This is a genomic window from Pseudomonas sp. Marseille-QA0332 (assembly GCF_054950175.1).
In genome coordinates, this window is the sequence record NZ_CM143106.1 from 3,556,488 (window position 1) to 3,571,673 (window position 15,186).

Here is a 15,186-nt window from a genome sequence, read left to right on the forward strand (position 1 = left end):
TGTAGCTTGCAGCTACAGACGGAGAGATCATGCAACACGATACCCATTCCCACGGCATCGACATGGCAGCCTTGGGACGCGACAAGCAGAGCCTGCGTCTGGCCGAAGAAACCGTGGCCATCGAAGTGCCTGGCCTGAGCCTGTTCTACGGCGACAAGCAGGCCCTGTTCGATGTCGGCATGAACATTCCCAAGCAGCGCGTGACTGCCTTCATCGGACCGTCGGGCTGTGGCAAGTCGACCTTGCTGCGGACCTTCAACCGCATGAACGACCTGGTCGACGGTTGCCGGGTGGAAGGCGCCATCAACCTGTACGGCCACAACATCTACCGCAAGGGCGAGGACGTGGCCGAGCTGCGCCGGCGCGTCGGCATGGTGTTCCAGAAGCCCAACCCGTTCCCCAAGACCATCTACGAGAACGTGGTCTATGGCTTGCGCATCCAGGGCATCAACAAGAAGCGTACCCTGGACGAGGCGGTCGAGTGGGCACTCAAGGGCGCCGCGCTGTGGGACGAGGTCAAGGATCGCCTGCATGATTCGGCGCTGGGGCTGTCCGGTGGCCAGCAGCAGCGCCTGGTCATCGCCCGTACCATCGCCGTGGAGCCGGAAGTCCTGCTGCTCGACGAACCGTGCTCGGCGCTGGACCCGATCTCGACCCTCAAGGTGGAGGAGCTGATCTACGAGCTCAAGTCCAAGTACACCATCGTCATCGTGACCCACAACATGCAGCAGGCGGCCCGGGTATCGGACTACACGGCGTTCATGTACATGGGCAAGCTGGTGGAATTCGGCGATACCGATACGCTGTTCACCAACCCGGCGAAGAAGCAGACCGAAGACTACATCACGGGTCGTTACGGCTAGGGCGGCGGCGAGCGGTGTGCTTCAAGCTGCAAGCCACAAGCAGAAGCGGAACGCATCGACTGCACGATCTGCTTGCAGCTTGCAGCTAGCACCTTCCAGACACGGACAAACCTGAAGCTCGAGGCTGACAGCTTGGAGCTTCCTGGCGGAGCAGGACATGATCAACAAAGAAAGTCTCACGCATCATATCTCCCAGCAGTTCAACGCCGAGCTCGAAGAGGTGCGCAGCCACTTGCTGGCCATGGGCGGCCTGGTCGAGAAGCAGGTCAACGATGCGGTCACCGCCCTGATCGAGGCCGACTCGGGCCTTGCCCAGCAGGTGCGCGATGTCGACGAGCAGATCAACCAGATGGAGCGCAACATCGACGAGGAGTGCGTGCGCATCCTGGCGCGCCGCCAACCGGCGGCCTCGGACCTGCGCCTGATCATCAGCATCTCCAAGTCGGTGATCGACCTGGAACGCATTGGCGACGAGTCGACCAAGATTGCCCGACGCGCCATCCAGCTGTGCGAGGAGGGGGAGTCACCGCGTGGCTACGTGGAAGTCCGGCACATTGGCGATCAAGTGCGCAACATGGTACGGGATGCGCTCGACGCGTTCGCCCGCTTCGACGCCGACCTGGCTTTGTCCGTGGCGCAATACGACAAGACCATCGATCGCGAGTACAAGACGGCCTTGCGCGAGCTGGTCACCTACATGATGGAAGACCCACGCTCCATCTCGCGTGTGCTCAGCGTGATCTGGGCCCTGCGCTCGCTGGAGCGGATCGGCGACCATGCGCGCAACATTTCCGAACTGGTGATCTACCTGGTACGCGGCACCGATGTTCGCCACATGGGCCTCAAGCGCATGAAGGCGGAAGTCGAAGGTAGCGATCTGCTGGCTAATGTTCCAGCCGAACCGGACGATAAATAAGTCTGTCCCGAGTGGACGCGGGTGGCTGGGATCAGCCTCTGCGTCCAGTTCTTGTCGTCGATCTCGAAGGCTTCAGATCCATCGCGCGAGACGTGAGCGGTATCTGACGGCCTTCTGTCACCTGGCCGAACGCTTCACCGGCACGCTCCATCCGCGGCAGGCGGGACGCTTGGCCTGAGGGTTTTGGCAAAATGCCATCACTCGACGGTATGCTAGTCCCCGGGTCGGAAGGAGTGATGATGAGTAAAGTCAAAGTGCTGGTCGTGGATGATGCGCCATTCATCCGTGATCTGGTCAGGAAATGCCTGCGCAATGCCTTTCCCGGCGTGATGGTCGAAGATGCGGTCAACGGACGCAAGGCCCAGCTTCTGCTGACCCGCGAACCGTTCGATCTGGTCCTGTGCGACTGGGAAATGCCCGAGCTGTCAGGCCTGGAACTGCTTGCCTGGTGTCGCCAGCAGCCGGCGATGGCGAACATGCCATTCATCATGGTTACCAGCCGCGGGGACAAGGAGAACGTGATCCAGGCCATCCAGGCGGGGGTCTCCGATTTCGTCGGCAAGCCGTTCACCAACGAACAGTTGCTGGGCAAGGTCAAGAAGGCCGTGGGCAAGATCGGCAAGCTTGGCGATTTGGTCGGCAATGCACTGCCACGAGTGAACGCCTCGACCGCCAACGACTCCTTGAATGCACTGACCGGTGGCCGTGCCGAGACCGTTCGTACCACAGCGAGCGTAGCCGTGCCGCCGGCAGCGCCGAAGCCGCCAGTGTCTTCGCCAGGCAGCGCCCCTGCGCAAGGCCGTGGGCAAGGCCAGCTGCGTCTGGCCAGCGGGACACGCGCCTGCATGATCAAGGCCTTGAGCCTGAAGGAGGCACTGCTGGTGGTACGCCGCAGCGAAGCCTTGCCGCAGGTGCTCGAAAGTGCCGTGCTTGACCTGGAGCAGGGCGAGACAGCCGAAGTAGCCCGGCTCAATGGCTACCTGCATGCCATCGCTGCCCTGGAGCCCAAGCCCGACAGCGATTGGTTGCAGTTGACGTTCAGGTTCGTCGACCAAGACGCACAGAAGCTCGACTACCTGTCCCGTTTGATCGCGCGTGGCACGGCGCAAAAGCACTTCACGCCCGGTGCCTGAGCCTGCGGCAAGGGGCCAGCCGGGATCGCGCCGGGAGGTCCATGGGGCATGCGCTCGTCAGCGGGATCCCGGGGCCGCCGGGTGGTCCCGATGTCCCGTCCATCAGTCGAGCAGCAATACCTTGGCCAGCACGATCTTCGGGCCCTTCATCTTCTTGATGATGATGCGCAGGCCTTCGACTTCCAGCACTTCCTCTTCCTCAGGCACGCGCTTGAGTGTCTCGTAGACCAGGCCGGCAAGGGTTTCGGCCTCGATATGATCCAGGTCGACGCCCAGCAGGCGCTCGACCTTGAACAGCGGCGTATCGCCACGCACCAGCAGCTTGCCTGGTTGGTAGGCGAGGATGCCGCGCTCGGCCTTGCGATGCTCGTCCTGGATGTCGCCGACCAGCACCTCGAGCACATCCTCCATGGTCAGATAGCCGATCACCTTGCCGTCGGCTTCCTCGACCAGCACGAAGTGCGCGCCGCCCTTGCGGAACTGCTCGAGCAGCTGCGCGAGCGGCATATGTCGCGAGACACGTTCCAGTGGGCGGGCCAGGTCGTCCAGGTCGACGGTTTCGGGCAGATGATCCAGTTCAGCCAGCTCCAGCAGCAGATCCTTGATGTGCAGCAGGCCGATGAACTCACCGCGTTCGGCGTCGTAGACCGGATAGCGGCTGAACTTGTGGCGACGGAACATCGCCAGGATTTCCTTGAGCGGGGCATGGGCATCGAGACTGATCATGTCTTCGCGCGAGTTGGCCCAGTCGACGACTTCCAGCTCACCCATCTCCACCGCCGAGGCGAGTACCCGCATGCCTTGGTCGCTGGGGTCCTGGCCGCGGCTGGAATGCAGGATCAGCTTGAGTTCCTCGCGACTGTAGTGATGCTCATGGTGAGGCCCTGGCTCGCCCTGGCCGGCGATGCGCAAGATGGCATTGGCACTGGCGTTGAGCAGGTAGATGGCTGGGTACATCAGCCAGTAGAACAGGTACAGCGGGACCGCGGTCCAGAGCGACAACAGCTCCGGCTTGCGGATCGCCCAGGACTTGGGCGCCAGTTCGCCGACCACGATATGCAGGTAGGAGATCACGAAGAAGGCCACGAAGAACGAAATGGCCTTGATCAGTTCGGGCGTGTCCACCCCAACCGCTGCCAGCAGAGGTTCGAGCAGGTGGGCGAAGGCGGGCTCACCGACCCAGCCGAGGCCGAGCGAGGCGAGCGTGATGCCCAGCTGGCAAGCCGAAAGGTAGGCATCGAGCTGGTTGTGTACCTTGCGCAGGATGTTGCCACGCCAGCCATGCTGCTCGGCGATCGACTCCACCCGGGTGGCGCGCAGCTTGACCATGGCGAACTCGGCGGCTACGAAGAAACCGTTGAGCAGCACCAGGAACAAGGCAAAAAGAATCATGCCGAAATCGGCGAACAGAGAGGCGAGACTGATACCAGGGGAAGGGTCCATGATCGGGGGTTACGGGGTCCGTCTGCAGAGGAAAGAAGAAAGTGCGCACCGGACAAGGCCGGCGCGGGATACCCAATGTAGCGGTTGAGGCCCCAAATGCAAAGACCCGTGCTCAGCAGGCTACTCGTGCGATCACCTGCGCCGGGGCGAAATGGCAGGTGAACGTGCTGCCATGGCCTGGCACGCTGCTGATCTCCAGGCGGCCCCGGTGACGTAGCAGCACATGCTTGACGATGGCCAGGCCCAAGCCGGTACCGCCGGTATTCGACGCGCGGCTGGAGTCGACCCGGTAGAAGCGTTCGGTCAAGCGTGGCAGATGCTTGGCATCGATGCCGATGCCCGAATCCTGCACGCTCAGGTGCGCGCCTTGCGCATCGGTCCACCAGCGGATACGGATCTGGCCGCCGGCGGGCGTGTATTTCACGGCGTTGAATACCAGGTTGGAAAAAGCGCTGCGCAGTTCGGCCTCGCTGCCCTTGAGCACGCTTGCAGTCGCCTCCAGACTGATGGAGTGGTTGCGCTCGCCCGACAGCGCCATGGCATCGCCTCTGATCGTCTGCAGCAACGCATCCACGGCCACTGGCTGGCTTTCCGAGGGATAGTCGGTGGCTTCCAGCTTGGCCAGCAGCAGCAGGTCGTTGAGCAGTGCCTGCATCCGTTCGCCCTGCTGGTGCATCTGTTGCAAGGCGCGAATCCAGCGCGGATTGACCGCCTCGACATTGTCCAGCAACGTCTCCAGGTAGCCGGTGATCACGGTGAGGGGCGTGCGCAGCTCGTGGGACACGTTGGCGACGAAGTCCTTGCGCATCTGCTCGAGCTGATGGATACGGGTGACGTCGCGTACCAGCATCAAGTGTTCGTTGTTGCCGTAGCGGGTGATATGCAGCTGGATACGCAGGTGATCATTGACCGGTGACGGGATTTCCAGCGGCTCGGCGTGGTCCTCGTGTTCGAAGTACTCCTTGAAGCGCGGATGGCGGACCAGGTTGGTTATCGGCTGTCCCACGTCCTGCGGCGTCTTCAGCCCGAGCAGGGTTTCCGCCGCGCGGTTCCACCACTCCAGGTTGCCTTCGCTGTCGAGCATGACCACCGCATCGCGCAACGCGGCGGTGGATTCCTGGACCCGATCGATCACTGCTTGCAGCCGACCCCGCACGCGCTGGTCGCGGCGTTGCAGGTGATAGATGCTGTCGAACACTTCGCCCCACAGGCCATAACCGTCCGGTGGCGCCTCGTCGGGCTGATGGTTGCTCAGCCAGTGATGCAGGCGCAGCAACTGCTTGAGCGTCCAGCCCAGGTACAAGGCCAGGCCGATGGCCAGGCTCCAGCCGTAGTGTCCACTGGCCAATCCGCCGATCAGGCAGACCGAGACCAGCAGGAACATGTGGCGAATCAGGGTCGCGTGCCAGTTCTGGTTCAATTTCCGGTCCTTGGGAGGGCAGCTGCAAGCTGCAAGCCTCGAGCTTCAAGTATGTCCGTGTCGTATCTGCAAGGCGCGCGTGCCGTCGCGCTTGCCGCCTGCCCCTAGGCTTTGTACGGAAAGTGCCTGCGCGACGATCAGGCTACGTTGAAAACAGGCTCGGAATGTTCATTTACCACCAGTAAAGTCGAGCGCGACCCCGGCCGTTCTTCGCCTGTTTTCGCCTTGCCTGATCGCCGCTCGGCGACTTTTCGTACAAAGCCTAGCTCTTGGTGGAGAAGCGGTAACCTGTGCCGCGCACGGTTTGTACCAGGTTTTCGTAGGCTTCGCCCAAGGCCTTGCGCAGGCGTCGGATGTGCACGTCGACCGTGCGCTCTTCGACATAGACGTTGCCTCCCCATACCTGGTCGAGCAACTGGCCGCGCGTGTAGGCGCGTTCCTGATGGGTCATGAAGAACTGCAGCAGGCGGTATTCAGTGGGGCCCATTTCAGCCGGTTTGCCATCGATGGTGACCCGGTGGCTGATGGGGTCGAGCAGCAGGCCACCAATCTCGATGGGCGCTTCGCTGTCGCTGGGGCCTGTACGGCGCAGCACGGCCTTGAGCCGGGCCACCAGTTCGCGAGGCGAGAACGGCTTGGTGATGTAGTCGTCGGCGCCAACCTCCAGCCCCTGGATCTTGTTGTCCTCTTCGCCTTTGGCCGTGAGCATGATGATCGGAATGTCGCCGGTGAGTTCGTCACGCTTGAGGCGTCGGGCCAGCTCGATTCCCGATGTGCCCGGCAGCATCCAGTCGAGCAGGATCAGGTCCGGCTTGCGATCGACGATGATCGCGTGCGCCTGCTGCGAGTTTTCTGCTTCGAGGCAGTCATAGCCGGCCATTTCCAATGCAACGGCGATCATCTCGCGAATGGGCGCTTCGTCGTCAACGATCAGAATACTCCTGCCTACCATGCTCAAAACCTCTCCTGGGAACGATGTCTTGGTCCGCATTAGATAACGGAATTATTGCAGCTGTGTGACAGGATCTTGTCCATGCTGGCGAGTCGACCTGGCTTGGCTAGGCTTCAGGAGAGCTTGCGGCCAATGGCTTGCAGCGCCAATCACCTGTACTGGAGGGTATGACCATGACTCGATACACGCTGGGCTGGATGATCCTGCTCGGGGCATTGACGTTGCCGAAGCTGGCCTGGGGGCAACCGGCCACTGAACAGGACGGCATCTGGGTCGATGCCGATGGCATGACGCTCTATACCTTCGACAAGGACACCCGCAACAAATCGGTCTGTACCGGCGAATGCGCCAAGAACTGGCCGCCCTTGCTGGTCAAGCCGGGCGAAGAGGCGGCGCAGGGCAGGTGGACCCAGGTACGGCGCGATGATGGCGCGATGCAATGGGCCTATGACGGCAAGCCGCTGTATACCTTCATCAAGGACAAGATCACCACGGACAAGACGGGTGATGGCATGCGCGGCATCTGGCATGTCGCCAAGCCCTGACACCAGGCGGCATGGGCCGCGCCAGCGACCGGCGCGGCGCTTTGCCGGTCAGCGCGCAGCGTAGTCCACCACCACTGCGATGAAGATCAAGAAGCCAGCCCAGTGGTTGTGCAGGAAGGCTTTGAAGCAGGACTCGCGGTCGCGCTTGCGGGTGTAGCAGTATTCCCAGGCGAAGCAGCACGCGGCGGCCAGCAGGCCGAGGTGGAACCAACCGCCCAACTCGAAGCGTTGGCCGGCCAACAACAGACAACCCAGCGACAGCATCTGCAGGCCGAGGATGATGTTGCGGTCGGCCTCGCCGAACAGGATGGCGGTGGACTTGACCCCGATCTTGAGATCGTCGTCACGGTCGACCATGGCGTAGTAGGTGTCGTAGCCGACCGTCCAGAGCAGGTTGGCGATGTAGAGCAGCCATGCCGCGGCTGGCAGTTCGTGCCCGGCCGCCGTGAAGGCCATGGGAATACCCCAGGAGTACGCGGCACCCAGCACGACTTGTGGATAATAGGTGTAGCGCTTCATGAACGGGTAGCAGAAGGCAAGGGCCACCGCACCGAAGGAAAGCCATACGGTCCGGGCATTGGTGCACAGCACCAGCAAGAAGCTCACCGCGACGAGGATGACGAACAGCATGAGCGCCTCGCGCCCCTTGACCCTGCCACTGGCCAGCGGACGGTCGGCCGTGCGCTTGACGTGCCCATCTACCTTGCGATCGGCGTAGTCGTTGATCGCGCAGCCGGCCGCGCGCATCAGCACCACACCAAGCCCGAAGATCAGCACATTGGCCAGCGTAGGCTGGCCCTGCGCCGCGATCCAGACGGCCGATAGCGTCGGCCACAACAGCAGGTAGATGCCAATCGGCCGGTCCATCCGGCTGAGCTGGATGAAGTCCCAGGCCCGTGGATGCAGCCGGTTGAGCGATTTGAGCAACTGCAGGTACATCAGCACGGCTCCTTGGCTGCCGCCTGCCATAACGCGGGCAGAAAGACCTCGGCGACCAGCAGGCTCAGCCCATCACGCTCGAAACGTGATCGACGGGCCCACAGCGGCTGGGTCGGTTCGGGTGCGGGCATCCAGGCCCGGGGGTATCGACATACCTCGATGGGATGGCGGGTGAAGGCCTGGTCGCAGAACAGCAGCTCGCCCAGGGAGCGACTGCCCAGGCTTTCCATGTCCAGTCCGCCCCGTGCCAGTGCCTGGCGCGAAGCCACGCTGCGGGCGAATACCCAAGGTTGGCCATGCCCAAGCAAGAACACTTCCCTGACCCATCCCGGCTCGCCCGGTGACAGGCCAAGCGCCAGACATTCATCGTCACGCAGTGGCTGCCAGCCCTCATGTACCGGCATGACGGAAAACTGGTCGCCAGAAAGCCGAGTGAGACGGCGGGTGAGGGAGCCTTCGTCGAACAGCCATTGGCGGATCGGTTCCTGGAGCTCGGATGCGACCTGGAAGTAAGACTGCCACGTGACCGTGGCTGCTTGCGAAGTTTCGTACGGCACGTCGATATGCTTGTTGCAGGCCTAGGAGCGCTGAGCTTAGCACGATTGCCTGGAGCGCTTGCAGGCGACTCGAACGGGATCCCTGTCTTCGCTGCGCTTTACGGTCTTGGCCAGCCGTAATGGCATGATTGGCTCGTCATGTGTCGCATATGGCCTTCAACCCTCGGGTCATTGACACCCATCGGTACTGGCGCGGCCTCGACGAGCATGCCATTCTCAGTTGCGTCTGCCGCAGTGTAGAGCCTGCGGCGCCTTGAACGCTGTTCCAGTGGAATAGCACGGCAATAACAAGAAAAATCCGTCAAAGAGGCTTCACACATGCGCAAACCAGATCTCGCCGCCGCTATCGCCGAACGGGCCGATCTCACCAAGGAGAAGGCCAACGAGGTACTCAACGCGATTCTCGATTCGATCACCGGAGCGCTCGACAAGGATACGGTCACGCTGGTCGGCTTCGGCACTTTCGAAAAACGGCATCGGGGAGCACGCACTGGCAAGAATCCGCAGACAGGCGAGCCGGTGAAGATCAGGGCAAGCAACACGGTGGCTTTCAAGCCTGGCAAGAATCTCAGGGACAGCATCAATGCCGAGGGCGGCTCGGCATCGCGCTAAGCGGCCACCTGGATGGTCTTGGCCCGGTACCTTCAGATGTACCGGGCTTGTGTGGTCATCGCCTGGAACGACTTCAATGGGTTACGTTGAACTGGGCTGCCAGCTCGCGCAACAGGGCCTCGGCTTCCAGGACGCGGTTGACCACCTGTTCGGCCTTTTCCCGGGGCAGGTGCAGACGTTCGAGCAGCGCATCGGGGACGCCGACGTCGGGGCCCGATCCGATGCCGCGGGTGCGTAGCAGACGGGTAGCCAGGCAGACCAGGTTGGCAAACGGCGCATGCTCGCCGCTGTACTCGGGGTCGTTCTGGAAGCGCAGCGCGGTGACCAGTTCCTGTGGCATGTCCCATACACCCATCAACCAGGCGCCGATCTGTTCGCGGCTGATGCCGAGCAGGTGCTGTTCCACATAGGTGTGGTCCAGGTGCGGATTGACCTCCAGATGCCTGCATATCAGCGAGAAATGCGGCGGAAAGACATGCGCGAGCAATAGATAGCCAAAATTGTGCAGCAGACCGGCCAGATAGGTCAGGCCGGTTTCCGGGCGTTCGGCGCGTGGCATCGCCCGGGTAAGCCCCTCGATGACCGCTGCTGTGTAGATCGACTGCTGCCAGTAGGGCGTTGCCTGCTGCGGATGGTCCTTGGGCAGGCTCAAGGTCTTGCCCAGCGCCAGCCCCAGCGCCAGGTTGATCACCAGGTCGAAGCCCAGCACGCGCACGATGGCATCTTCCACCGAGCGAATCCTGCCAGGCGATGCGTAGTAGGGTGATGCGGCCCAGCTGACGACCTGGGCGGCCAAGGCAGGATCGGTTTCCACTACCGAGGTGATGTCATCGACGCTGGCGTTGGGATCTACCCGCAGCTTGATGATCTTCTGCGCGGTATCGGCCAGTGGCGGTATCTCGATGGTCTGCTCGAGCCGCTGCTGGATGCGCCGTGCAGTGAAGGCCTGCACGGCCTGGGTGATTTCCTGCGAATCGTCCGTGGGGCGATCGAAATTGGGCCGGATGCCTTTCACGGGTTCGCCGAACTTGCCCGCGCTGGCCTTGTTCAGCAGGCGCTTGAAGGCTTCGCGCTCGATCGCCAGCATCACCCCCGGCTCGCCCGAATGGATGAACAGCGTCTCGGTCTCGACAAGATCCTGTTCATAGAGGCAAGGCGAGCTGGTCAGCGCAGGAATGCCAGGGAGGGCTTTGAGTCCGTGCTTGTCGAGCATCTGCTTGAGCCGTGCGGCCGGGACGGCGACCAGCTTGCGTCCGGTCAGCTCGGTGAGCCGCTTGAGATCGAGCAGCTGGCTTGCCGGGAACAGCACTAGCAGCGCGCCGACAGCATCTTCGAGCAGGATCGCCTGGATCCGGTTGCCTGCCGCAACGGCCGAGCCCTCCTGCACTTCGCGATAGGCGACGCCAAGCTTTTCGAGCAAGGTCCGAATCACCGGTGGTACATGGGCGGGCGCGTTTTCCAGAGCAGCTTCGGTCATGGGCGATGTCCAGGATATTCAGACGCAAAGTATAACCAGTCCCACCATTTGGCTAGTCCTGTTCCTGAGCTCTATCACACTTGCCCGTACTGTTGCCCATGACGCAGCCAGCGATCGAGCAGCGGGCTGACATGGTGTGGCCAGCGGGCCAGCAGTGCCTGGGCGGCATCCCTCACCGGGGGAAGCAGATCCGCATCACGCATCAGGTCCGCGACCTTGAACTGCAACAGGCCCGTCTGCCGGGTGCCAAGCATCTCGCCGGGACCGCGCAGCTCCAGGTCCTTCTCGGCGATGACGAAACCGTCGTTGGTTTCGCGCATGATACCCAGGCGCTCGCGACCGATTTGCGACAGTGGGGGGTGGTAGAGCAACACGCAATGACTCACGGCACTGCCGCGACCGACGCGCCCGCGCAACTGGTGAAGCTGGGCGAGCCCGAGCCGCTCGGGATTCTCGATGATCATCAGGCTGGCATTGGGTACGTCCACGCCCACCTCGATGACCGTGGTGGCGACCAGCAGCTGCAGCTTGCCTTCCTTGAATTCGGCCATGACCGCGGCTTTCTCGGCCGGTTTCATGCGCCCGTGGATCAGCCCCACGCTCAGCTCGCCCAAGGCTGCCTGAAGATCCTCGTAGGTGCTCTCCGCGGCCTGGCAAGTCAGCTCCTCGGACTCTTCGATCAGGGTGCAGACCCAATAGGCCTGGCGGCCTTCGGCACAGGCGGCGCGTACCCGCTCGACGACTTCGAAGCGGCGGCTGTCGGCCACCAGCACGGTGTTCACCGGCGTACGGCCAGGGGGCAGTTCGTCGAGCACGGAGGTGTCCAAGTCGGCATAGGCGCTCATCGCCAGCGTCCTTGGAATCGGCGTGGCGGTCATGATCAGCTGATGCGGGCACAGTTCGCCGGCGACGCCTTTCTGGCGCAATGCCAGCCGCTGCTGCACGCCAAAACGGTGCTGCTCGTCGATGATGGCCAGCGCCAGGCGATTGAACCTGACCTCGTCCTGGAACAGCGCGTGGGTCCCGACCACCATGGGCACGCCATTGGCAATCTGCTCCAGGGCGGCGACCCTGGCCCTGCCCTTGAGCTTGCCGGCAAGCCAGGCGACATCGATGCCGAGGGGTTCGAGCCAGCGCTTGAAGGTGATGAAATGCTGCTCGGCGAGGATCTCCGTCGGTGCCATCAGGGCGACCTGGTAACCGGCTTCGAGTGCCTGCAAGGCCGCGAGCGCGGCGACGACGGTCTTGCCGGCGCCCACGTCGCCTTGCACCAGACGCATCATTGGCTCGCCCTGGCTCAGGTCATGAGCGATTTCGTTGCCGACCCGCTGCTGCGCACCCGTGGGGGTGAAGCCCAGGTTGCCCAGGTACAGAGCTGGCAGGCGGCTGGCCTTCGGCAATACCGGCGCGCGTAATGTGCGCAAGCTCTCGCGCACGCGCTGCTGGGATAGCTGGTGGGTCAGCAGCTCCTCGAAGGCGAGGCGGTGCTGCGCCCAGTGATGCCCTTCGGCCAGCTCGTCGATGTCGGCATCGGCTGGCGGATTGTGCAGGTAGCGGATGGCGGCATCCAGGGGGGCGAGGCGATAGTCCCTCGCCAGCTCCTCGGGGAGCCAGTCCGGAAGGCTGCGCGGACCGAGCTGGGCCAGGGCTTGCTGGCACAGCAGGCGCAGGCGTTGCTGGGTCAGGCCCTCGGTGGTCGGGTAGATTGGCGTCAGGGTCTGCTCGACCGCCGGGGCCGGCTCGGTGCCGTTGAGCGCGCGGTATTCCGGATGATAGATCTCCAGGCCCGAAGCCCCCGGCCGGGCCTCGCCGTAGCAACGCAGGTGGGTCCCACGCTTGAGCCCCTCCTTCTGCGCATTGCTGAAATGATAGAAGCGCAAGCTGATCACGCCGCTGCCGTCCCCCAGGCGCACGATGAGGCTGCGGCGCTTGCCCATCACCACATCGGCACCGCTGACCACGCCCTCGATCACCGCATCCTGGCCAGGGCGCAAGGCACCGATGGGGATCACCCGGGTACGGTCCTGGTAACGCAACGGCAGGTGGAACAGCAGGTCCTGCAGGGTTTCCAGGCCGACCTTGGCGAGTTTCTGCGCCATGGCCTCGCCGACACCCTTGAGCGCCGTGACCGGGACCTTCGACAGCTCGGTCATGATCAGGCCGACTGTTCCAGCGGCGGCTTGGCCACGGAGCACAGGCGTATCGAATCGGCGAGGATCTCGATGGCCTTGGGTCGCGGGAAGCTGGCACGCCAGGCGATCGCCACGGTTCGGAACGGGGAGGGGGCCGTCAGCGGCCTGACCTCGATCACGCCGGGCGCATAGTGATGGCTGTGGACCGCCGACAACGGCAGGATCGAGACGCCCAGGCCTGAGGCCACCATGTGGCGGATGGTTTCCAGCGAGCTGGACTCGACGGTGGTGTGCTTGGAGCCCTCGCCGCCCTTGGTGAGCGTCGGACAGGCCTCGAGCACCTGGTCGCGGAAGCAGTGGCCTTCGCCGAGCAGCAGCAGGCTCTTGTCGTTGAGCGAGCCTGCATCGATGCTCTTCTTGGCGGTCCAGGGATGCCCGCTGGGCATGAGTGCATAGAACGGCTCGTCGTAGAGCGGCAGGGTCAGCACGTCGGCCTCGTTGAACGGCAGGGCGATGATGACCGCGTCCAGCTCACCGTTGCGCAGCTTCTCGCGCAGCACATGGGTAAAGTTCTCCTCGATGTACAGCGGCATCTGCGGCGCCACCCGATGCAACTGCGGGATCAGGTGGGGGAAAAGGTAGGGGCCGACGGTATAGATGGCACCGACCTTGAGCGGGGCGGTGAGCTGGTTCTTGCCGGCCTGGGCCAGTTCGCGGATGCCCTGGGCCTGCTCCAGTACCTTCTGCGCCTGGGCGACGATGCTCTCGCCCACGGGGGTCAGGCGCACCGCGCTCTTGCTGCGTTCGAAGATCAGCACGCCAAGCTCGTCCTCGAGCTTCTTGACCCCGACCGACAAGGTCGGCTGGCTGACATGGCAGCGTTCGGCGGCGTGCCCGAAGTGCTGCTCCTGGGCAAGGGTGACGATGTAGCGTAGTTCGGTAAGGGTCATAACGTGCGTCCATGAAGTTGCGGCCCCAGCATAGCGGCTGCAATTGATAGACGCACGTTATCAGAGTTGCCTTTTTGTGACAGGGCGACCGTCAGCGGCGATCCAGCGAGTAGACGAAAGGCGCGACCACCTCGATGCTGCCGTTGTTCAACAGCTCCTGCGGTGGCTTGGGCACCGGTTGCGCGCGACGGATCATCTCCAGTGTCGCGCGGTCCAGCGAGGCACTGCCCGAGCCGCCAGCCAGCGAGTAGGAGAGGATCTTGCCGTTGGCATCGACCACGAAGCGCAGGCGATTGATGCCTTGCAAGCCGCGCCGACGAGCGTCTTCCGGATAGCGCTTGTACTTCGCCAGATGACGCAGCAGGTCGCTTTGCCAGGTCGGCAGGGCCTTGCTGTTGGAGGCGACGCTCGGCGCCGGAGCGGCGGACTTCTGCGGCGGTGTCTTGGCTGGAGGCGTGTCCACCACCTGTTCGGCCGGCGGCTTTTCCTGCGGCGGCTCAGGCTTCTTCTCAGGCTTGGGCGGCTGCGGTTTCGGCTTGGGCTTGGGCTTGGCCACGGCGATCTTGGGCTTGGGCGCCTCTGCCACCTTCGGCAATGGCGGCTCCTCGACCGGTGCCGGTGGCGGCGGGACGACCTTGGGGGGCGGTGGCGGCGCGGGCTCGGGCAACGGTGCCAGTTCGACCACCATCGCTGCCGATGGCAATTCGACGGCCTTGGGCACCGACCAGTCCAGGGCAAGCAGCACAGCGACGGCATGGATCCCCAGGACGATAGCCAGGCTGCCACTGTAACGCGCCAGGTTATGCCGGGTCTTGGTCATTTCTTGGCTGCCGTCTCGAGTCCGACCAGGCCGACCTTGAGGTAGCCGGCCGCGCGCATGGTGTTCATCACTTCCATCAGGTCACCGTAGTCGACACCCTTGTCGGCCTGGAAGAAGATGGTGGTCTCCTTGTCGCCCTTGGTCCTGGCATCGAGCATCGCGCCCAGTTGGCTGGGCTGCGGGACCTGATCATCGCCGACGTAGAGCTTCTGGTCGGCCTTGACGCTGACGAACACCGGTTTTTCCGGGCGCGGCGCGGGCTTGGCGGTCGAGGCTGGCAGGTCGACCTTGATGTCGACCGTGGCCAGGGGTGCCGCGACCATGAAGATGATCAGCAGCACCAGCATCACGTCGATGAACGGTGTGACGTTGATTTCGTGGTTTTCGGCGAGATCATCGCCACCTTCGTTGAGATGCAGGCCCATGG

Annotated in this window: 15 protein-coding genes; 5 read left to right on the forward strand and 10 right to left on the reverse strand. The window is 63.3% G+C overall.

The features are described 5' to 3' along the window. Positions 1–29: 29 nt before the first annotated feature. The 3 genes from pstB (at position 30) to ACY8GK_RS16410 (ending at position 2,912) form a co-directional block, all read left to right on the forward strand. Positions 30–863 carry a phosphate ABC transporter ATP-binding protein PstB gene (gene pstB / locus ACY8GK_RS16400; RefSeq protein WP_196175260.1) on the forward strand — a complete coding sequence of 278 codons (834 nt, stop codon included), beginning with the start codon at positions 30–32 and terminating at the stop codon, positions 861–863. Between the two features lie 157 nt (positions 864–1,020). Then, positions 1,021–1,779 (forward strand): phosphate signaling complex protein PhoU, encoded by a 759-nt coding sequence (phoU, locus tag ACY8GK_RS16405; protein ID WP_196175258.1) that lies wholly within the window; start codon positions 1,021–1,023, stop codon positions 1,777–1,779. Between the two features lie 239 nt (positions 1,780–2,018). After that, entirely contained in the window at positions 2,019–2,912 is an 894-nt protein-coding gene (locus tag ACY8GK_RS16410) for a response regulator (RefSeq protein WP_462401651.1), read from the forward strand. A 102-nt stretch (positions 2,913–3,014) separates the two neighbouring features. On the opposite strand, the gene ACY8GK_RS16415 is transcribed toward ACY8GK_RS16410, so the two are convergent. The 3 genes from ACY8GK_RS16415 to phoB all read right to left on the reverse strand — a co-directional run bounded on the left by ACY8GK_RS16415 (position 3,015) and on the right by phoB (position 6,727). Beyond that, positions 3,015–4,355, reverse strand: coding sequence for a hemolysin family protein (locus ACY8GK_RS16415; RefSeq protein WP_196175254.1), 1,341 nt, complete (start codon positions 4,353–4,355; stop codon positions 3,015–3,017). A gap of 112 nt (positions 4,356–4,467) precedes the next feature. Further along, positions 4,468–5,739, reverse strand: a complete 1,272-nt coding sequence (phoR, locus tag ACY8GK_RS16420) for a phosphate regulon sensor histidine kinase PhoR (RefSeq protein WP_230375457.1) — start codon at positions 5,737–5,739, stop codon at positions 4,468–4,470. A gap of 298 nt (positions 5,740–6,037) precedes the next feature. After that, on the reverse strand, positions 6,038–6,727 hold the full coding sequence (phoB, locus tag ACY8GK_RS16425; RefSeq protein ID WP_196175250.1) for a phosphate regulon transcriptional regulator PhoB: 690 nt from the start codon (positions 6,725–6,727) through the stop codon (positions 6,038–6,040). Between the two features lie 173 nt (positions 6,728–6,900). Here phoB and ACY8GK_RS16430 point away from each other — a divergent pair, with 173 nt between their 5' ends. After that, positions 6,901–7,272 (forward strand): COG4315 family predicted lipoprotein, encoded by a 372-nt coding sequence (locus ACY8GK_RS16430; protein ID WP_462401652.1) that lies wholly within the window; start codon positions 6,901–6,903, stop codon positions 7,270–7,272. Between the two features lie 48 nt (positions 7,273–7,320). On the opposite strand, the gene ubiA is transcribed toward ACY8GK_RS16430, so the two are convergent. Together ubiA and ACY8GK_RS16440 are read right to left on the reverse strand one after the other, a co-directional pair. Then, entirely contained in the window at positions 7,321–8,211 is an 891-nt protein-coding gene (ubiA, locus tag ACY8GK_RS16435; protein WP_462401653.1) for a 4-hydroxybenzoate octaprenyltransferase, read from the reverse strand. Further along, positions 8,211–8,768: a chorismate--pyruvate lyase family protein gene (locus ACY8GK_RS16440; RefSeq protein ID WP_196175244.1), complete on the reverse strand. Its 558-nt coding sequence runs from the start codon at positions 8,766–8,768 to the stop codon at positions 8,211–8,213. Before ACY8GK_RS16440 ends, ubiA begins: the two co-directional genes overlap by 1 nt. A 318-nt stretch (positions 8,769–9,086) precedes the next feature. On the opposite strand from ACY8GK_RS16440, the gene ACY8GK_RS16445 reads away from it, so the two are divergent. Beyond that, on the forward strand, positions 9,087–9,380 hold the full coding sequence (locus ACY8GK_RS16445; protein WP_196175242.1) for an HU family DNA-binding protein: 294 nt from the start codon (positions 9,087–9,089) through the stop codon (positions 9,378–9,380). Between the two features lie 73 nt (positions 9,381–9,453). Here the strand turns inward: ACY8GK_RS16445 and ACY8GK_RS16450 are convergent, their stop codons facing one another. The 5 genes from ACY8GK_RS16450 to exbD all read right to left on the reverse strand — a co-directional run bounded on the left by ACY8GK_RS16450 (position 9,454) and on the right by exbD (position 15,184). Then, entirely contained in the window at positions 9,454–10,857 is a 1,404-nt protein-coding gene (locus ACY8GK_RS16450) for an HDOD domain-containing protein (protein WP_462401654.1), read from the reverse strand. A 74-nt stretch (positions 10,858–10,931) separates the two neighbouring features. After that, a complete protein-coding gene (recG, locus tag ACY8GK_RS16455) occupies positions 10,932–13,010 on the reverse strand; it encodes an ATP-dependent DNA helicase RecG (protein WP_196175238.1) in 2,079 nt (692 codons plus the stop codon). A 2-nt stretch (positions 13,011–13,012) separates the two neighbouring features. Continuing rightward, positions 13,013–13,939 (reverse strand): hydrogen peroxide-inducible genes activator, encoded by a 927-nt coding sequence (locus ACY8GK_RS16460; RefSeq protein ID WP_196175236.1) that lies wholly within the window; start codon positions 13,937–13,939, stop codon positions 13,013–13,015. 91 nt (positions 13,940–14,030) lie between these two features. Beyond that, complete coding sequence (locus ACY8GK_RS16465; protein ID WP_462401655.1) at positions 14,031–14,759, reverse strand: energy transducer TonB; 729 nt, start codon at positions 14,757–14,759, stop codon at positions 14,031–14,033. Next, complete coding sequence (exbD, locus tag ACY8GK_RS16470) at positions 14,756–15,184, reverse strand: TonB system transport protein ExbD (RefSeq protein ID WP_462401656.1); 429 nt, start codon at positions 15,182–15,184, stop codon at positions 14,756–14,758. The genes ACY8GK_RS16465 and exbD overlap by 4 nt, the downstream gene beginning before the upstream one ends. Positions 15,185–15,186 lie beyond the last annotated feature (2 nt).